This window comes from uncultured Roseibium sp., from assembly GCF_947494555.1.
GTDB lineage: Bacteria > Pseudomonadota > Alphaproteobacteria > Rhizobiales > Stappiaceae > Roseibium.
In genome coordinates this window covers 1-17,469 of the sequence record NZ_CANLVF010000004.1, presented here as the reverse complement: position 1 = coordinate 17,469, position 17,469 = coordinate 1, and the positions used below count along the sequence as shown (strand labels likewise).

The 17,469-nt window shown below is 56.4% G+C and carries 18 protein-coding genes; 9 read left to right on the top strand and 9 right to left on the bottom strand.

Annotated features, from left to right (window positions below; all coding sequences use genetic code 11):
• Window positions 1-87 precede the first annotated feature (87 nt).
• A complete protein-coding gene (argE, locus tag Q0915_RS18975; protein ID WP_299477210.1) occupies window positions 88-1,257 on the bottom strand; it encodes an acetylornithine deacetylase in 1,170 nt (389 codons plus the stop codon).
• 37 nt (window positions 1,258-1,294) lie between these two features.
• Window positions 1,295-3,007: an adenylate/guanylate cyclase domain-containing protein gene (locus Q0915_RS18970; RefSeq protein ID WP_299477208.1), complete on the bottom strand. Its 1,713-nt coding sequence runs from the start codon at window positions 3,005-3,007 to the stop codon at window positions 1,295-1,297.
• Window positions 3,008-3,189: 182 nt separating this feature from the next.
• Between Q0915_RS18970 and Q0915_RS18965 the strand changes: the two genes are divergently transcribed.
• The gene (locus Q0915_RS18965; RefSeq protein ID WP_299477206.1) at window positions 3,190-3,549 is read left to right on the top strand and encodes an ArsC family reductase; all 360 of its coding nucleotides are present in this window, start codon (window positions 3,190-3,192) and stop codon (window positions 3,547-3,549) included.
• Between the two features lie 65 nt (window positions 3,550-3,614).
• On the opposite strand, the gene Q0915_RS18960 is transcribed toward Q0915_RS18965, so the two are convergent.
• Window positions 3,615-4,070, bottom strand: a complete 456-nt coding sequence (locus Q0915_RS18960) for a D-Ala-D-Ala carboxypeptidase family metallohydrolase (protein WP_299477203.1) — start codon at window positions 4,068-4,070, stop codon at window positions 3,615-3,617.
• A 148-nt stretch (window positions 4,071-4,218) separates the two neighbouring features.
• Here Q0915_RS18960 and Q0915_RS18955 point away from each other — a divergent pair, with 148 nt between their 5' ends.
• Both Q0915_RS18955 and Q0915_RS18950 read left to right on the top strand, forming a co-directional pair.
• Complete coding sequence (locus tag Q0915_RS18955) at window positions 4,219-5,535, top strand: aspartate aminotransferase family protein (protein ID WP_299477200.1); 1,317 nt, start codon at window positions 4,219-4,221, stop codon at window positions 5,533-5,535.
• Window positions 5,536-5,665: 130 nt separating this feature from the next.
• Window positions 5,666-5,956 (top strand): hypothetical protein, encoded by a 291-nt coding sequence (locus Q0915_RS18950; RefSeq protein ID WP_299477197.1) that lies wholly within the window; start codon window positions 5,666-5,668, stop codon window positions 5,954-5,956.
• A 282-nt stretch (window positions 5,957-6,238) separates the two neighbouring features.
• Here Q0915_RS18950 and Q0915_RS18945 read toward each other — a convergent pair whose 3' ends face one another.
• The 5 genes from Q0915_RS18945 to Q0915_RS18925 form a co-directional block, all read right to left on the bottom strand.
• Window positions 6,239-6,913, bottom strand: a complete 675-nt coding sequence (locus Q0915_RS18945) for a VPLPA-CTERM sorting domain-containing protein (protein WP_299477194.1) — start codon at window positions 6,911-6,913, stop codon at window positions 6,239-6,241.
• Window positions 6,914-7,237: 324 nt separating this feature from the next.
• Window positions 7,238-8,251 (bottom strand): AraC family transcriptional regulator, encoded by a 1,014-nt coding sequence (locus Q0915_RS18940; RefSeq protein WP_299477191.1) that lies wholly within the window; start codon window positions 8,249-8,251, stop codon window positions 7,238-7,240.
• A gap of 354 nt (window positions 8,252-8,605) precedes the next feature.
• The gene (locus tag Q0915_RS18935; RefSeq protein WP_299477188.1) at window positions 8,606-9,532 is read right to left on the bottom strand and encodes a LysR family transcriptional regulator; all 927 of its coding nucleotides are present in this window, start codon (window positions 9,530-9,532) and stop codon (window positions 8,606-8,608) included.
• 380 nt (window positions 9,533-9,912) lie between these two features.
• The gene (locus Q0915_RS18930) at window positions 9,913-10,200 is read right to left on the bottom strand and encodes a DUF1330 domain-containing protein (RefSeq protein ID WP_299477185.1); all 288 of its coding nucleotides are present in this window, start codon (window positions 10,198-10,200) and stop codon (window positions 9,913-9,915) included.
• 31 nt (window positions 10,201-10,231) lie between these two features.
• The gene (locus tag Q0915_RS18925) at window positions 10,232-10,828 is read right to left on the bottom strand and encodes a LysE family translocator (protein ID WP_299477182.1); all 597 of its coding nucleotides are present in this window, start codon (window positions 10,826-10,828) and stop codon (window positions 10,232-10,234) included.
• Window positions 10,829-10,926: 98 nt separating this feature from the next.
• Here Q0915_RS18925 and Q0915_RS18920 point away from each other — a divergent pair, with 98 nt between their 5' ends.
• The 6 genes from Q0915_RS18920 to Q0915_RS18895 all read left to right on the top strand — a co-directional run bounded on the left by Q0915_RS18920 (window position 10,927) and on the right by Q0915_RS18895 (window position 17,131).
• A complete protein-coding gene (locus tag Q0915_RS18920) occupies window positions 10,927-12,336 on the top strand; it encodes a PLP-dependent aminotransferase family protein (protein ID WP_299477180.1) in 1,410 nt (469 codons plus the stop codon).
• A 112-nt stretch (window positions 12,337-12,448) separates the two neighbouring features.
• Window positions 12,449-13,225: an ABC transporter ATP-binding protein gene (locus Q0915_RS18915; protein WP_299477177.1), complete on the top strand. Its 777-nt coding sequence runs from the start codon at window positions 12,449-12,451 to the stop codon at window positions 13,223-13,225.
• A gap of 5 nt (window positions 13,226-13,230) precedes the next feature.
• Complete coding sequence (locus Q0915_RS18910) at window positions 13,231-13,833, top strand: energy-coupling factor transporter transmembrane component T (RefSeq protein WP_299479088.1); 603 nt, start codon at window positions 13,231-13,233, stop codon at window positions 13,831-13,833.
• A 110-nt stretch (window positions 13,834-13,943) separates the two neighbouring features.
• Window positions 13,944-14,498 carry a biotin transporter BioY gene (locus tag Q0915_RS18905; protein WP_299477174.1) on the top strand — a complete coding sequence of 185 codons (555 nt, stop codon included), beginning with the start codon at window positions 13,944-13,946 and terminating at the stop codon, window positions 14,496-14,498.
• A gap of 24 nt (window positions 14,499-14,522) precedes the next feature.
• Window positions 14,523-15,965: an AMP-binding protein gene (locus tag Q0915_RS18900; RefSeq protein ID WP_299477172.1), complete on the top strand. Its 1,443-nt coding sequence runs from the start codon at window positions 14,523-14,525 to the stop codon at window positions 15,963-15,965.
• Window positions 15,962-17,131, top strand: a complete 1,170-nt coding sequence (locus Q0915_RS18895; protein WP_299477169.1) for a thiolase family protein — start codon at window positions 15,962-15,964, stop codon at window positions 17,129-17,131. The genes Q0915_RS18900 and Q0915_RS18895 overlap by 4 nt, the downstream gene beginning before the upstream one ends.
• 31 nt (window positions 17,132-17,162) lie before the next feature.
• On the opposite strand, the gene Q0915_RS18890 is transcribed toward Q0915_RS18895, so the two are convergent.
• Window positions 17,163-17,469 (bottom strand): hypothetical protein (locus Q0915_RS18890; protein WP_299477164.1); only part of this gene is annotated, 307 nt, incomplete at its 5' end.

Genomic DNA, 17,469 nt, shown 5'->3' with positions numbered 1-17,469 from the left:
AAGCGACGCGGGCTGCGGTCCCTTCAGGGATGCAACCGTTAGTCTCTTGGGAACTATGACATTGTAAGTGTCTGTGTTCAAACCCGGTTACGATTGTTTTTGTGATAATCCGGCGACGAGCCTGTCCAAAAAGGATGCACACCGGTCTAGTTCCGCGAGCTCGATATATTCATCGGCCTGGTGCGCCTGATCGATTGAACCCGGGCCACAGACAACAGTGGACAGACCGTGTTCCTGAAAGATCCCGCCCTCGGTGGCATAGACAACCACATGCCGAGCATTGTCTCCCGTCAGTCGGCGAACCTCCATTTCTGCAAGACCGTCAGCTTCTTCCGAAAGGCCCGGAACGTAAGCCAGTTCTTCAACATCAATGGCACAATCCGCCGAGATGGCCTGCATGTCCGGCAGAACCTCCGCCTCAATGAAGGATTTGTAGGCGTCAAGCCAGGCCTCTTTGCTGTCTCCCGGCAACAGACGGATATCGGCTACGAATTCACAGTGGCGGGCGGTAATATTATGCGCTTCGCCGCCCTTTATGACGCCGCTGTGTAATGTTGTGTAGGGCGGTTCGAAGGGGCAGTCCGGATCCGCTTCGGCTTTGTTTTCAGCCGTCCGGGCATCCAGCCAGGAAATCAGTTTGACGGCAGCGGAAATTGCAGACACACCGCGGTGCAGCTGGCTGGAGTGGGCAGGATGGCCCTGAACCTTTGTCCTGAAAACCGCAATTCCCTTGTGCCCAGTGACGACCCGCATGTTGGTCGGCTCGCCGACGATTGCGAAGCCCGGTCTCGGGCCCTTTGCCAGCAGATCGCTCGCGAGCGGTGCGGCGCCAAAACAGCCCACTTCCTCGTCATAAGACAGCGCGATGTGGATCGGCCGCGCAAGGTTGGAAGCGACAAAATCGGGAACCTTGGCAAGCACGGTTGCCGCAAAACCCTTCATGTCGGCGGAGCCCCGGCCGTAAAGCCGTCCGTTCTCTTCCCTGGCATGGAACGGATCGTGCGACCAGCTCTGCCCTTCGACCGGCACGACGTCAGTGTGCGCGGACAAAACCACGCCACCGTCAACGGCGGGTCCGATTACTGCATGAAGGGAAGCCTTCGAGCCCGTCTCATCGGGGACACGCTGGCAATGAATACCGAATTCTCCGAGATAGGATTCGACAAACGAGATCAATTCGAGATTGCTTCGGTCCGAAACAGTATTGAATGAGATAAGCTTTTCCAGCATTTCCCGCGGCGTGAATCGCGTGCTCACAAAAACTCCAATGCTTGTTTCATGTGAAGGGGACTGCTCAGTCTTCCGGAATGTCGAGCGCATCTAAGCTGCTGAGCGCGAAGATTTGCAAGGGGATTTCCTTGCCTCGGATTTTGATGTCCGCGGTTATGGCGTCGGATACCGTCGCACGCGCGGCGTCGATGACGGCTTTTGAAACGACAAGAAAACTGCCATGTGCCTTGTTTTCGGTTTCCAGCCGGCTCGCGGTATTGACCACATCGCCGAGTGCCGTCAGGCCGCCATTGGTTCCGGCAGCCCCGATCCGGCCGAGGATAGCGGATCCGAGATGAAGTCCGATCCCGAGACGGATCGGGTCCTGGAACTGCGGTCCCTTTTCCATCTCCAACTCAGCCATGACGGCTTCAATACGTTTTGAAGCGCGAAGGGCCTGGCGCGCTCCGGCGTCCACGCTCGTGTCCATTCCGAAGATCGCCATGATGCCGTCACCAATGAATTTATCGATGAAGCCTCCTTCGGCTCTGATCGCCGCCGACGCCTGATCAAGGTAATTGTTCAAAAGGTGTACAACGTCATAGGCCAGCTGGGACTCGGTTATCCGGGTGAAGTTTCGCAGGTCGACAAACATCACGACGATGTCCTGTTCGACACCCCAGTAGTAGGCATCCTTCAGGTTTTCGCTGGTTTCCACATTTGCCTTCACGGGCACGAGCGGCTGCACCTCGATGTTTTGCTGAGGCCGGATCTGACAGGCGAGCCGAACGTCATTGGTGGCTGAAATCCGTGTAAGAACGGCCTGTTCTGCGCTTCCTGGTGCGTTGAGCGTGCCGCCACCGTCGAGAACCTTGACCCGGCAAGTTGAGCACCTCGCCCTCCCCCCGCAGACCGAGGCGATCGGGATATCGTTTATCCGGCTGATCTCAAGCAAGGTCGCGCCAGGTTTCGCCTTCACGGAGAGGCTGCCAGGGTAGGTGATTGTCAGGCGCCGGGCACTCAGGCCGATCAGATAGCGGAGCAGGATGACAAGCAGGCTGACGGCAATCAGCCCGAAGACAACGGCGCGGGCTTCAATGACAAAAGTCGTCAGCCACTCGAACTGCGCTTCGGTAACCTTCAGTTTCACGTCCCTGGCAAGTTCAAGACGGCGGGCGCCTTCTATAAAGCCCCACAGGGACAGAACCGGCACCGCGATCGCAAATGTCAGTGCCGCGTATCGCAGCCGGTGATAGACGGGGTAAAGCCTCAGCCAGAAGTGCAACCCGATCATTGCATGGGCCCAGACCACCAGCAGCAGCAGCGACTGGGTGAATCCGTGCTGTGGCCAGAGGATGGTCAGCATCTGATCATACGTGGGGGAAAAACCAAACGCATTGGCCAGGCCCATGGTTGTTCCAACGTGCGGGATCAGCGACCAGGGAATATAGAATCCCAGGACAAGTTGAACGAATTCCCACCGATGCAGTTTCAACGTGCGTCGCTTTGCAGTGCGCCAGAGTGCAAGGAGAACATGGGTCAAGAAGGCGAAAAAGAGGACGCTTTCGCCGAACTCGTTGCGCCAGATCGCGTAATGCCAGAAAGACGCCTTTTCCATGGCCCGGACAGAAACGATGCCAAGCGCGTGATTTGAAAAATGGCTAAGGCAGTAGACAAACAGGATCAGCCCGCTCCAAAGGCGCAGGCGTTGGCGCCAGTTGCCCCATGACACGTGTTTGCGCTTGCGTTGGGACGATGCTGTCGCGACCCGGGCAGCGGGTGATCCAGACGCCGTCATTCAGTGTCTCCGGGCATTCTCGTACTTCTCTGGCAATCCTGTGCTTCGGCTTGTCACGAAAAACCTGTGACCCGAGTTTGCAGCGGGGTCAAGCCGAACCGTGGAAAGTCTGGGGCGTGGCCTTGAAACCCGATCTTCAAACCGTAAGTCTCGCAATGCAATCCGCGCATTGAGGTTGGAAAATGAAAGTCTACGGCATAAAGAATTGCGACACGGTCAAAAAAGCACGGAAGTTTTTGGAAGAAGCAGGCGTTGCCTACGACTTTCATGACTACAAGAAAGACGGCGTGAACGGTGACAAACTGGCCGCTTTTGTGAAGGAATTCGGCTGGGAGACCGTGTTGAACAAACGCGGCACAACCTGGCGCAAACTCGACGAGGCAACCAAAGAGGCTGTCACCGGCGCTGAAAGCGCTCTCGACGTGATGATCGAAAATCCGTCGGTCATCAAGCGTCCGATCGTTGAGGGAGAGACGAAGAATTTTGTCGGATTTGATCCGGTCTCCTGGGAGATGGCGCTTGAACTCGGCGAGCTGAAGTAGCCGGGCCCACTGACGACGAAAGGGTCGTCAGTCGCCGGATCCGGTATCCAACTTGTTCCGCTGCGCTACCAAGTCCGGCGCGGGCCGGTATCGATGTGATAGTGGCCCGAGGCATAATACTTGTATCCGCCAACCTCTCGCTGGGTTTTCAGGAACGCTATGACGGACGAGGGGTCGCCGCGAACGGAAAAGTCGACGGCCTGACAGTTGAGGTGATAGGAATTCCGCGCACCGCCCTTCCGCCAGTTTTCGAGCCACCAGCGTTTCGTGGAGTGAACGGTAACTGACCCGTACCGGCTTGCGACGCGGTTGAGAACCTTTTTCAGTTTGCGCGGTACGCACCAGGATGAATCGTCGTAATCGATTGAGCTGTGGGACGCCGTCGCCCAGCCCATTCCCGTGATACCCGCAACGGTTCCGCAACCTGCGAGAACCAGGCTAAGTCCGATAAAGAAGATCCAGGCAAAGAGGCGCTGACGCATGACGGGTGGCCTTGTCGATTGTTTAGCGATGTCCCCCACGCAATGGTTCCTGCAATTTGATTAAAATTGTGATGAAAAACGTGGTTAACACTGTTAAGAAACATTTGTTTCAGAAGAGGAATTTTTCTGATACAAATGTTCCAGGCACGCAATCGGATCCACTTCCGGTCAATGTTCAGGTCACACCATGTCTCACGTATTTCCCCGCCACACCAAAGCCAATCCTCCTGTCGCTGATTACGGGGATGGCTGTTATATCGTTGATAAAAATGGGAAAAAATATTTTGACGGATCAGGAGGAGCGGCCGTTTCCTGCCTGGGGCACAGCGATCCGGATGTGACCAGGGCAATCAAGGATCAGGTCGACAGGATCGCCTTCGCGCATACAGGTTTTTTCACGTCGGAACCAGCAGAAGAGCTGGCCGAATTGTTGATTTCGCATGCGCCAGGGCAGCTGGACCGCGTTTACTTCGTGTCCGGGGGATCGGAGGCCGTTGAAGCGGCGTTGAAGCTGGCGCGCCAGTATTTTCTGGAAAAGGGAGAACCCTCACGCCACCGGGTGATTGCACGGCGACAGAGCTATCATGGCAACACGCTCGGAGCCCTGGCAACGGGAGGCAACCAGTGGCGGCGCGAACCCTTTGCGCCGCTGATGATCGACACCACGCATATTTCCGCGTGTTACGAATATCGCGGGCGCGGGGAAGAAGAAACCGCATACGACTACGGTCAGAGGGTGGCCGGCGAACTTGAGGCGGAAATCCTGAGATTGGGACCTGACAGCGTGATGGCATTCGTCGCCGAACCGGTTGTCGGCGCAACGGCGGGCGCGGTGCCGCCCGTCGAGGGCTATTTCAGGCGCGTGAGGGAAATCTGTGATGCCTACGGCGTTCTGTTGATCCTGGATGAAGTCATGTGCGGCATGGGACGCACGGGAAGCCTGTTTGCTTGCGAAGCGGACGGTGTAGCCCCCGATATCCTGTGTATCGCAAAGGGTCTTGGTGCCGGCTACCAGCCGATCGGAGCGATGCTCTGCACCAGCAGCATTTATGAAGCGATCGAATCCGGATCCGGATTTTTCCAGCACGGGCACACCTATATCGGGCACCCGGCGGCCTGCGCGGCGGCACTGGCCGTATTCAAGAAACTCTCAGGCGGTCTTGTCGAACGCGTGTCCGCCATGGGGGATAAACTGGAAACTGCATTGAGCGAAGCGTTCGGGCAGCATCCGCATGTGGGCGACCTTCGCGGACGCGGTCTTTTCCGGGGCATTGAACTGGTTGAAGACCGGTCGACAAAGGCACCTTTCGATCCCTCAAGAGCCGTCAACAAATCAATCAAGAAAGCGGCGTTCGAAGCGGGTCTGATCTGCTATCCGATGGGGGGAACGGTTGATGGTGTCCGCGGTGACCATGTTCTTCTTGCGCCACCTTTCATTCTGGAAGACGGACAGGTTGGCGAAATCGTTGAAAAACTGGATCGAGCCTTCAAGGCCGTATTCTGATTCGCCGTTGATTGCCAGACTTACAGCAAAATGACCGAAAGATTAAAGCCGGTTAATATTACAAAGCTTTAAATTGAAGAGCGCTCGAGAATTGCCACTTCTAAGTCAACAAAGCTTAGGAGAGTAAGATATGGCTTACATTACCGAAGATAATCACGTCGGTACGTCACCCGAAAACAGGGAAAGTGGTTTCCTGAACCGGATTGCGGCGGGTTTTGTTTCGCTCATGAACAACATGTACGAACAGGCAAAGCCTCGCCTGCCGAAGATACATGAAGATGAAACGGCGGATATTGAGGAAAAACTAAAAAAACGCTCTGCCCACGCGGGCCTGGAGGACAATTGGGACCAGGAGCTCGACGAAAGATACGGCTCCAGAGGCTACCGCGGCGCCGAACACTTTCACTACATGTACTATTGAATTCTGTGTCTGTCGCAGCACGGCGGCCTGAGCAGACACTTTCAAATCGGTCTTTGGCGTCTGGAGGGTTGCGACGCGGTACCGCTTTGTCCGAAAACCCGGGTGTCTTTCTGTCCTGGAATGGCGGCTCTGCGGAAAGACGCCGCCATTCATCACTGTAAAACAAGAGTGCCGATCGAACCCAAATCACAACACCTGGTGGGCCTGTGTCGCTTGAATTCAATCGGCAAGTTGGCACCAAACCGGGTGGGTCGGGTGCATTAAAAAACCGCCAAGCGTTTTTTAGGTGGCTTGCGCGCACTCTGCCTTGGTTTTGGCTTTCGCTCTTTTTCTTGCAAAGCAGCCGAGAGCTCCAAGCCCCGCTATCAAACTGAATGCTGATGCAGGCAGCGGAACAGCGACCGGTGCATAAGATTTGACTTCCAGAGTGAACCCTCCGAGAGCCTGAGCCTGGGCATCGTTCGAAGTGAAAATCCCTTCGTTCAACACGTCGAAAGACAGGTTTCTGATCAGGACAGGGTCGTAATCGAGAAACGTTTGGAAGTTGAGCGGCGTGACATTGTTCGTCAGTCCGGTTGTTTGCCCAATAAAGCGGAGTACAAAGTCATCTGCGTCGTTCGGGTTCTGGTCGTCGTTGTCCAGTGCAATGGCCTGAATACCGATCGTGAACCCGTCCGAACTCTGGCCAACCAGACCGTGGCTTTGAGGTTGAAAGATCGTCGGATTGTTATTGTTGCCCAAGAGAGGGCCGTTGACGTAGTCGCCGAGGTTATCAAAGAAGATGTATTCCAGGTGCTTGGCACTAAATCCTGAATAGTCGAAATTGTCAGGATTTGTGACGTCAAGACTGAACATGACCCCGCCGGTCTGTGTTTCTTCAAGCGTTGCGACGACTGCTGCCTGCGCCGTACCGGTGGTCATGGCAGCCAGCAGAGCGCCGATCAGAAAATTTTTCATATCATTATCTTCCGTATCTAAAGCTAATTTCGTTTTTATCTAAGTTCAGCTCACCGTTTCGTGGCCCGGGCGCTGAACCTGTACCTTTTTTGAGCCGGATAACGTTTCAATAACGAAACCGTGAGCAGCAGAAAATCGGCGTGCTGTCGCAATGTTCTGTGTGTCGTGTCTCATCGGAGAGCATTTTGTCGGTTTAAGGCGCATGGTTCGCATCGGCGCAATACGGTCACGCCGGGTCTGAGTATTTTGAAGATTGTGCCGCAGGGACCCAGAGTTTGAAGCGTCGCTTAGCGTCTCGGCATTTGACGCCGCTGACGCCGCGGTTCAGGACTTCGGCCGCCAAAAGGCCGCAAGGCTTGGCAGGTTTGTCTCAATCTCGTGTTTGAGACCGCATTTCGCACAATTCTCTTGTACTGCCGAACCAAGGACGTCGCTGGGGCGCATGCCGTATTGAGAACGGAACATCCGCAGGAACGTGGTTTGATCGTAGAGACCATGTTGTTCCGCAATCCGGCGAATTGCACCGCGGGCCGGTTCAGTCGAACGCAGATCTCGGTGGATTGCAGACAACCGATGCTCGCGCACGAAATTCGCGACGCCACCGATTTCATCGAAAGCCCGATAAACCGTCGCGCGGGATGCGTTGAATTCGCGTTGGAGAGTGCTCACACTCAGGTCTGAGCGGGCCAAGTTCGTGAGCAGGAACCGGCGCATTGCGAGGGCTCGATTTGATTTTAGCGATGCAACGCCGTCTTCTTCGTTTTTCCCGCGCGGAGCGGCCGCCTGCACCAGCTCCGAAAGCTGCTTCGCAATCCCTGGTGCATCTGGAGACGCTGTATCGGAAAGTGTTTCAAAGAGGCTGGTGAGCGCGTATTTGAGGACTTTCACTTGCCATGAGTGATCGTTCAGCGCGACGATAGGGTCTTGGCTTAACGGATCATAGCCAACCCGGCCAATGGGCAACCGCAGAGACAGGGCATATCCATCATCGAGTGCGTGCAACTTGTGTCGGGCATTCATCAAAAACATGGACCCGGGGCTGAACTCCCGCCGTGCGTCATCGCTTTCCACGCGCAAATGACCGGATTTGATCCACCGCAGAAACATCATGTCTCTAAAGTCGGCATCTATGGACTGCGGGGTTTGCAGCTTCGTCGGGCCATAGGAAAAGGACGCCGCCGCGACATCGTCCAGGGCCCAGGCGTCCAAAGCCAAATGCGGGGTCTTGTTGTCTTCGCTGCGGCTGTAGGTATAGAGCCCGCGGCTGAACGTGTTCAAAGCATCGAGACGATCATTTTCTTCAATAGATTGCGTTGCGAACCGCAAATGCGGAAGCATTTCCGGGCGAGCCTTAGTCCCGTAACTGCCCTCCCCGTAATGCGATCGACTATTCAAATTCAGCTCATCCAGTGCTTCTTCCAGCGCCTTTTTTGTAACGACGCGGCGGGACCTAAGCCCTCACTCATAACACAAGCCGGTTGAATACCTATCGGTTGTTAAACAGGTGGTCGTACTTCTCCCAAGTTTCAACTTGGGTATCTGTGGTTGTTTGCCTTTGGGAAGGTAAAAGCACCGGGTTATCGGGTCGCGCCAAAGCTCAGGCAATGCACGAAAGTGGTTCAGGTAACCCCGGTCTGCTGATCGACGTGCCTGGTCGAAGCGCTGTGACCGGAGTGAAATTCAATTGCATTTCTATGGACCGACCGGCTTTGCATCCGGGCACTCAAGTCCGTCTCTCTTTAATTCTGAAACCACCCAGTCCCGGAATAGACGAACTTTCCGGCTGTTCTTGTTCAAGGGTTGGTAACTCAGCGCCCAGAATTCGTCTTCCGCTTCACAAATCAGATCAAAAGGTTGGACCAGTTGACCGTCCCGAAGGGCTTGCCGGCAAAAATAGGGTGTCAGAATAGCGACGCCCTGGCCTGCAATCGCCCTGTTCGCTTCAAGGGCTTGAGACCCCATGCGCGAAGTCGGCCACTTCGCCAGATCGGCATCCGGAAGTCCTGCCGCGCTGAACCAAATGCGCCACCACGGATCGTCCGGGTCGACGATCGGGAGTTTCAGAAGGTCGGACGGCGTTTTGATCCCCCCGATGGTTTCTGCGAGCTGCGGCGACACCATTGGGGTGAACTCTGCAGCGACAATGGGAATGAACAGGTTACCCTTCGGCGGTGGATAGCAGGCGGAAATTGTTACGTCAGCCTGATCAAACGCCGGTTTTTCCCATGGACCGTAGGACACCAGCCGAACCGCGATGTCGGGATTTTGCATCTGGAATGACAACATCCGCGACGCAAGCCAGTTCACCGCGAATGTTGTGTTGCTGGAAATGACCAGTTCGGTTGCTTCGGCTGCCGTGACATCCTGAAAAACCTGGCGCAATCGGCCGAAAGCATCGACGACGCCTTCGGCAAGCAGAGCGCCTTTGGGCGTCAGCTCGATCTTGCGCGTTTTCCTCTCGAATACCGCAAAGCCTAGTTTTTCTTCGAACAGCTTGATCTGATAGCTGACCGCTGCCTGGGTCATGCCAAGTTCATCGCCGGCTTTTGTGAAACTCAGGTGGCGGCTTGCGGCTTCAAACGCACGTATTGCGGAAAGAGGAGGCAGATTGGCAGCCATGCATAATCTATCCTTATGCATTCGTGAGAATTTTTAGTTGGTCATGCGGAACGATACTATCGATATGTAACTCATAAAATCATGAGGTTACAACGATGTCAGAGCAAATTTTTTGCCCGAAAAAGGATTTGGGTAAAAGGAAAGCTGCGGGGATATCCCTAGGCACCCTTATTCGAAAAGCAATTTGTGTTCTGACGTCAAGAAATCGGCGCCGAATTCGTCTGACCGATCTGCCGCCTGACCTGCGGAAAGATATCGGCCACGACGAACCGCTGCGAGGATACAGCTCTCTTGAACAGAAATGGGCCGCTGAACTCGAACACCTGAAAAGATAGTTTGCACGCTCAGCACACAATTGATGTTGAGCCGGCAAATTCGTTTCATTCATCGTGGAACTGGATTTCCATTTCGCTAGCAGCGTTGCGCAGTTCAATGAGGTTCCGATAGGCAACGGACTGATAAAAACGCATGGCACTTTCCATGTCCTCATATCGAGAGACGGCGGTAAAATGTGGGCCCTTCGAGGTGCTTCTGAACGCGGTTCGATAGGTTCTGCGAACCACTGTTTCAACGTCGTGTCGCTGCATCAGAACGGACGCTTTATCTAAATACTCCTTGAAGGCAGCCATGTCTTTGATCGTGGTGTATGAAAAATTGAGAACGGGCATATTGCGGCCACTTCCGAAAAGTGTTCAGAGGTTAAAGGACAAGCGCCCAGACCGTCGCTGCGATCATGGCGATTGCCATGGAAACGGTCACCGCGCGCATCACTGGCCCCTCGCCGATCAGGGCGAGTATGGAAACACCAGCCAACGCCCACAGAGAGTGAAAGACCATCCCGCCAAGCGTGAACCCGGCAATCAGGATGAGCGCGTTTTCGTGGATGCTCAGGCCGTTACCGGCAAGGAAAGTCGAGAAGGCGACAAGGTTCATGGCCCAGGTTTTCGGGCTCAATGGGTGAATGAGCAAGCCTTCCCAGAAACTTGGCAGGGCGACTTCGCCCTTGGGCTTGACGGTAAGCGAAATGATACGCCAGGCCAGATAGGTCATGTAGGCCATGCTCAGCACCTTGAAGACCGTGACGATCGGGCCGCCACCTGCCATCACGTGACCGAGCCCATAGGCAACGCTGAGTTTTAGCGGCAGCGACCCGATCTGCGATGCGACAATCACGGGAAATGCCGTCCTGTAGCCGGCAGTTGCGCCGATTGCGAGAAACGTGAGGTTTCCCGGGCCCGGCGTACCGGTCATCACGATGACAAAAACAGCAAAGGCCAGGAATGTGGCGAAATCCATAATGGTCTCCTGCGGCAGTATCGATACAATCGATACAAAATTGGCGAAGATACTAATTGTCTTGAGATATTGTATTCGTCAATGTAAACATTGTTCTCATGACAATGTGGATTCCGGAAATTCAGGACGCTGAGGGTCCGATTTACATCGCGATCGCCGATGCGCTTGAATCAGACATCAAGGAAGGCGTCCTCGGCCAGGGCGACAGACTGCCGCCGCAGCGCGAACTTGCTTACCAGCTTGGCGTCACACTCGGGACGATCACACGTGCTTATGGCGAAGCGGAGCGGCGCCGGCTGGTCAAGGGTGAAACCGGCCGCGGAACCTATGTAGCGCCAGAGACTCACAAGATCTCTCCTCTTGTTCCGAAAGAGAACGAACAGGAAATCTGTGACCTGGCACGCAACTTTGCCTATCCTCATCTCAATCCCAACCTGTCGGAAGGCCTTATCCGCATGGCCAGGACCGCGGGCATCGACCGGTTGAACGGTTTTGTACCCTCGGAAGGCCTGAAGGCGCACCGTGAAACCGGTGTGCTGGTGTTCAAGGACTATGGATTGGACGCGGATCCCGCCCGCGTCGCGGTTACTTGCGGTGCGCAGCACGGCATCCAGGTAACCTGCCAAGCGCTTTTCCGCAGCGGTGATGCGATTGCCATCGACCGTTTCACCTACCCGTCCATATTTCCTTCGCTCGCCAGCATCGGTTTGAAGCTTGTTCCCGTTCCCGCGCTAATTCGGCCCGATGGAGGTTTTGGCGCCATGGATCCGGAGGCACTTGCACAGGCAGCCAGGGTCCACGGCATCAAGGGTGTGTTCCTGATGCCGAACATGCAGAACCCGACCACGCACACGATGTCGGTCGAGGAACGGGAAAACCTGGTCCAAGTTGCGCGTGAGCACGATCTGAAGATCGTCGAGGACGATCCCTATACGCCCTTCCTGCCCGACACCTTGCCTGCATTCGGTGCTCTTGCGCCGGAGCGCACGGCCTCTATCGCAAGCATATCCAAGGTCTGCTCGCCGGGCAGCCGCATCGGCTTCGTGCACGTACCGGGACTGTTTGGCGATTCCATTCGAAACAAGATCGGCGAAAGCACCTGGATGGCGTCGCCCATTACGGCTGAATTGATTGCCGGCTGGGTACGCGAAGGACATCTTTTCAAAACGCTGCGCCTGAAACGCAAAGCCAACCGGCTCCGGTTTCAGAAGGCGCGAGAGATTTTGTCACCCTATTTCCTGCAAGGCGGAACCGATAAGGTCTTTGGATGGTTGCGCCTGCCCGACCACGTTGATCCCGACGCAATTCAGGCAACGCTTGGGCATCAGCGCATTTCGGTTTTGTCCTCGCGCTACTTCCAGTCAAGAGACCACGCTTCAGCGCCCTACCTGCGGCTTACATTCGGGTCCGAAGCGTCAGAGGATCGTTTTTGCAAAGCGCTGGAAAGAGTGCGCGCCACCATTGACCAATTGGCCGAGTTGCCCGATCTCGGCCGTCCGGTAGGATAGACCGACTTTGACATCGGGCAAGATCCGGTCAATAAGCGGCCCCCGAACGGATCCTTGAGAACAGGGTCATCCTGTTGGCGGACAACTGCGCGGGCACCTTCGGCGAGGTGAAATGGCTTTCTGGCCCAAGAAGAAAAATCATGATCGGAACCGGATCTGCGATCCGGCAGCAATTCCTTACGCCGAGTTTCACGGCGTCGGTCTCTCAATCGGCAGCAGAAAGGTCCTGTCCGGCCTGACGCTGTCCTTGAAGGAAGACAGAGTCGGTGTGATTGGTCTGAACGGCTCTGGCAAAAGCACATTTGTGCGCATGTTGAACGGTTTGCGCCAACCGGATTGCGGGTCCCTCAAGCTCTTTGGTGCTCTCGCCGAGGCGGCCGCTCCCGAGCTGCCTCGCCATGTCGGGTTCGTGTTTCAGAACCCCGACCATCAGGCCATCTTTCCAACGGTGGAAGAAGAGATCGCGTTCGGCCTCACACAACTGGGTGTGGCCAGGGACGAAAGCCGGAAACGTGCTTTGGATTTTCTAACGCAGCATAACTGCGAGGCCCTTGCGCCCTTGCCGATCGCCGAACTCTCCGAGGGGCAAAAGCAGCTCGTCTGCATACTGTCCGTTCTTGTCATGGAGCCCAGGCTGCTTGTTCTCGACGAACCCATGACCAGCCTTGATGCGCTGGCGTCGCGCAGGATTGGTGACAAGCTCCGCTCCCTTCCGCAGAAGATCGTGATGGTCAGCCACGACCTGAGTCATCTTGAAGGCTTCGATCGTGTGCTGTGGCTTGAAGACGGCGGCATTCGCATGGATGGCGCTCCTTTTGAGGTTTTGCCGGCGTTCAGAGCGGATATCGACAGAAGGTCGGGTGTCAAGCTGGAGCTGGCGGCGCTGTGATCTCGATGTATCTGACAGGAAACAGCTGGCTGCACCGGACCCCTGCGGGTCTCAAGCTTTTGCTGGTTGCCGTGGCCAGTCTGCTCCTGTTTCAGGTCACGTCTCCATGGGTTTTCCTGCCATGCCTTACGGTCGTTGTCGGTCTTTATGCCACGCTCGGCAGGGAAGGCCTGGCGCAGCTGAAATTGCTGCGCGGCCTGACCGTCTTTTTCGGCATTCTTCTCCTCCTGCATTGGGTATCCGGAACGCTCCTGGAAGGATTTGCGGTGATCCTGCGCTTGATTGTGCTGGTCCTGGCCGCCAATCTCGTTTCGGTGACCACCCGCATGGACGACATGCTGGAGGCAGTGATGCCTTTGTTCAAACCGCTGGAATGGTTCGGCTATTCGGCCAGAAAACCGGCATTGGGCGTCGCGCTTGTGCTGCGGTTCGCACCCCATATGATGCAGATCTTTTCAAGGCTTCGAGAAGCCTATCAATCGCGGTCCGGTTCGAGAAATTCCTGGAGGCTTCTTCCCCCACTCGCCATTCAGTGTCTGCGCATGTCGGACAATGTGGCCGATGCCCTGCGGGCACGGGGCGGTTCGGAAGGGTTGTCTGACAGGTGAGTAAGACCTGCGGACGATATCCGTTCGCGTAACAAAAAGCCTTTTGTTCCCTGAGATGCCGCAAAGCGGTGACATCGGAACGGCAAAAACAAGGAGGCGTGAAAATCGCTATGGCAGATCGTTCGCTGGTTCATATCGCATTTTACGCGGCATTGATTGCCGCCCTAGGTCTGGTACCGCCGGTCGCCATCCCGTTTCTGGGCGGCGTGCCGATCACGGCACAGACCCTCGGCGTCATGCTGGCCGGCGTTATGCTCGGACCTGTCCGGGGCGCACTCGCTGTGCTTCTGTTTCTGTTCCTGGTCGCGCTTGGGGCACCTTTCCTCGCAGGCGGTCGCGGCGGCCTGGGTGTGTTCGCGTCACCGTCTGTCGGCTTTCTGATCGGCTGGCCGGTTGGTGCTTTCGTCGCCGGGTGGATCATGCAGGTAACATCCCGCCTGAATATTCTCGTCGCGGCCGGACTGTCTGCTGCTGTCGGCGGAATTGGTGTCGTCTATCTTTTCGGCATCCCGGGCGTTGCCTATATGGCGAACCTGTCTTTGGAAAAGGCGGCCCTGGGCAGTGCCATTTATATCCCGGGCGATCTCGTAAAGGTCGTAATCACGGCTCTTGTTGTCCAGACTGTTGCAAGAGGGTTGCCGGGGGCAGTTTTGTCTCGCGGTTGAGCGGAAAAACGGGGATGCGGCGCCATGTCCTTTGTCGGAGACAGGCTAGAAGACTTTTCGGTCACAAGGCCCGATGACATCGCGCTGAACGCAGGTGCCGCCAGTTGGACCTGGCGTCACTTTGTCGACAAGATCGAGGAGATGGAAGCCTTCATTCGGGAAAGAACTTCCCAGGGTGGCAGGGTTGGCCTTCTTCTGGAAGATCCGGATGCCCTCCTGATTTGTTTTTTTGCCTGTGCCCGGACCGCGCGGATCGCGATGGTTCTGGATTCGGGATGGCCAATCGCTCAACTGAAAAACGTTCTTGACGCTGCCGCACCGGACCTTCTCATTGACGGCGCCATTTTCTTAAATTTGCCCTCAATTCCCGCTGCAAGTCTCCGGAGGTCTGACTCCCGCGAGGCTCCGCCACGTGAAGACGATCCTTTCTATTGCGGCTTTACCTCCGGTTCGACCGGTACGCCAAAAGGGTATCTCAGAACGCACGGGTCCTGGCTGAAGAGCTTCGAAGTCTCCGACAGGGAATTCGGGATCCGCGGTACTGAGCGCATTGTGCTGGCTGGTCAACTCACCCACTCGCTTCATCTTTATGGCGCGGTATGCGGCCTCGCCGCTGGCCATGGCGTCGTCCTCGCACCGCGGTTCGATCCGCGCACGCTGCTCTCCGCGCTGGCACGCGCAGATACCGGCGCCACGCTTTATGCAACGCCGACGCAGCTGCACTTTCTTGCAGAAGCTGCAGAACGTTCGGGCCCCGTCGAAGCGGTCCACCATGTTCTTGCAAGTGGTGCGAAGTGGCAGGACAAGGACCGGCAGCGGCTCACCGCCGTCTTCCCGAATGCAGGATTGTTCGAGTTCTACGGCGCTTCAGAAACGAGTTTCATCACCATTTCCGGACCGGATGGGGATGCACCACCCGGATCGGTTGGCCAGGCGCCGCCTGAGGTCGAAATTGCCATCGGCACGCCGGACAGTCCCGAACCACCAGGGACTGCGGGCGCGATCTGGGTGAAGGGCGCCCTCCTCTTCACGGGCTATCACTGTGGCAACGATCCGTTGACCCGGTGGCAGGATGGCTGGTTGACCTTTGGAGACGTGGGATGCCTTGATGAAAACGGGTATCTGTTTCTGGTGGGGCGGACCGGACGGATGATCGTGACCTCAGGCCTGAATGTCTATCCGGAGGAAATCGAAGAAGTCCTGCTCGCGCATCCCGGGGTTTCAGGCGCTGTCGTGACCGGCCTCTCCGATCCGGTCAGAGGGCAGCGCCTGGAGGCTGCGGTCGAGGTAAGGGCGCCCCTTCCGGATTTTGAAGGCGAACTTCTGCGCCATTGCAGGGAGCATCTGGCACCGGGAAAATGGCCGCGCAGGTTTCATCTTTACGAAAGACTACCGGCAACGCCGGGCGGCAAACCCGATATTCAGCGCGTTGCGCTCGAGCTCCAGAACAAAGAGGCAGCCGAGTGAGCGCGCCGGCATACATTATTGCTGCAAGACGGACGCAGATTGCACCGCGCGGCGGCGCGCTTGCCGCATTGCAGGCGGACGAACTTGCAGCGCCCGTTCTGCGCAAGATCCTCAAGGATGCAGGAATACCGCCTGCATCGGTTGATCAGGTTCTTCTGGGCAACGCGCTTTACGCAGGAGGAAATCCGGCACGTCTGGCTGCTTTGCGGGCGGGGCTGCCGCCGGGCGTTCCGGCCATGACGGTCGACACGCAATGCTGTTCGGGCCTCGATGCCATCATTCTGGCGGTTCGGCTCATCGAAGCAGGGGCGGCAGACTGCGTTCTGGCAGGCGGGGCGGAAAGTTTCAGCCGCGCTCCTATCCGTTCAACGCACCCGATGGACAAAGACGCTGAACCCGTTCCATACAACAGACCGCCCTTTGCTCCGTCGCCATTTGCCGATCCGGATCTCACTGAAGCCGCAGCCCGTCTTGCAGAGCAGCGTGGTATCAGGCGCGAGCGCCAGGCCGAATTCGCCGTTTCATCGCATGCCAAGGCCATCAAGGCGCAAGGTCAGATGAAACTGGTAGATGTGCTCGGAAAAGAGGGCGGTACGGGCGATGGATTCACCCGGAACCTGTCAGTCAGGACAGCGCTGCGGGCGCCGGTCCTTACCGGCGACGAAAAGACCGGAGTGACGGCCGCGACGATCGCGTGCGAGGCCGACGGGGCTGCGGCCGTTCTTCTGGTGTCCGACCAGGTCTGGAAGGCCAGCGGCAAACCGGGATTGAAAATCCTTGCGGGAAAAAGCGGCGGCGGCGATCCGGCCGACCCCGCTCTTGTGCCGATTGAAGTCGCCGCGTCGTTGTTTGAACGGCTGGCGCTGAACGCTCCGGACTTTGACGTGATAGAACTCATGGAAGCCTACGCCGTACAGGCAATGGTCACGGCGGACCGCCTGGGGATCGAAACGTCGCAGTTAAACAGATTGGGCGGCGCCTTGGCGCGCGGTCACCCGATCGGTGCCTCAGGAGCGGTTCTCGCCGTGCAGTTGTTTGAAATGATGTTGCGGACGTCGGGGAATGCTGGAAAAATCGAAAAAAGCCGAGGTCTGGCGCTGATTGCAGCAGCTGGCGGACTAGGGTCGGGATTGGCTGTCGAGCGGGTTGATTGCGAAGGTGGATAATCGTTAACCGGCTGAAATCATTAAAAATAATTCATCTAGTGAAACTTTTTTCGTTTTTTTGCATTTTTTTCAATTGGGGCTGTTGACGGTATGATTTTGTGTGCGTATAACCGCGTTCATCGACGGCGGCGTTGCTGCTGGCGACAGGGTTTTGTGACCTTAATTCCAGAAAAGTTGGTCTTTGTTGGCCGGGTCGAGAGGTTCGGTATTTGGCTGATTTTGGTTTGGTGTTTTGGTTTCCTGCGAGGGTTTTTGTCCTCTGTTCTTTGACAATTTGATATGAAGGAAGGGAAGCGTAGGCGGCGTTGTCCTTGCGATACCTGGCAGCGATGTTGGGT

Excerpts from the sequence above, each read along its gene's own strand:
- Q0915_RS18945 (WP_299477194.1), bottom strand. The coding sequence starts at position 6,913 with ATGAAAAATTTTCTGATCGGCGCTCTGCTGGCTGCCATGACCACCGGT.
- Q0915_RS18940 (WP_299477191.1), bottom strand. The coding sequence starts at position 8,251 with ATGCTTCCGCATTTGCGGTTCGCAACGCAATCTATTGAAGAAAATGAT.
- Q0915_RS18935 (WP_299477188.1), bottom strand. The coding sequence starts at position 9,532 with ATGGCTGCCAATCTGCCTCCTCTTTCCGCAATACGTGCGTTTGAAGCC.
- Q0915_RS18955 (WP_299477200.1), top strand. The coding sequence starts at position 4,219 with ATGTCTCACGTATTTCCCCGCCACACCAAAGCCAATCCTCCTGTCGCT.
- Q0915_RS18930 (WP_299477185.1), bottom strand. The coding sequence starts at position 10,200 with ATGCCCGTTCTCAATTTTTCATACACCACGATCAAAGACATGGCTGCC.
- Q0915_RS18965 (WP_299477206.1), top strand. The coding sequence starts at position 3,190 with ATGAAAGTCTACGGCATAAAGAATTGCGACACGGTCAAAAAAGCACGG.
- Q0915_RS18905 (WP_299477174.1), top strand. The coding sequence starts at position 13,944 with ATGGCAGATCGTTCGCTGGTTCATATCGCATTTTACGCGGCATTGATT.
- Q0915_RS18950 (WP_299477197.1), top strand. The coding sequence starts at position 5,666 with ATGGCTTACATTACCGAAGATAATCACGTCGGTACGTCACCCGAAAAC.
- Q0915_RS18920 (WP_299477180.1), top strand. The coding sequence starts at position 10,927 with ATGACAATGTGGATTCCGGAAATTCAGGACGCTGAGGGTCCGATTTAC.
- Q0915_RS18970 (WP_299477208.1), bottom strand. The coding sequence starts at position 3,007 with ATGACGGCGTCTGGATCACCCGCTGCCCGGGTCGCGACAGCATCGTCC.
- Q0915_RS18900 (WP_299477172.1), top strand. The coding sequence starts at position 14,523 with ATGTCCTTTGTCGGAGACAGGCTAGAAGACTTTTCGGTCACAAGGCCC.
- Q0915_RS18925 (WP_299477182.1), bottom strand. The coding sequence starts at position 10,828 with ATGGATTTCGCCACATTCCTGGCCTTTGCTGTTTTTGTCATCGTGATG.
- Q0915_RS18915 (WP_299477177.1), top strand. The coding sequence starts at position 12,449 with ATGGCTTTCTGGCCCAAGAAGAAAAATCATGATCGGAACCGGATCTGC.
- Q0915_RS18910 (WP_299479088.1), top strand. The coding sequence starts at position 13,231 with ATGTATCTGACAGGAAACAGCTGGCTGCACCGGACCCCTGCGGGTCTC.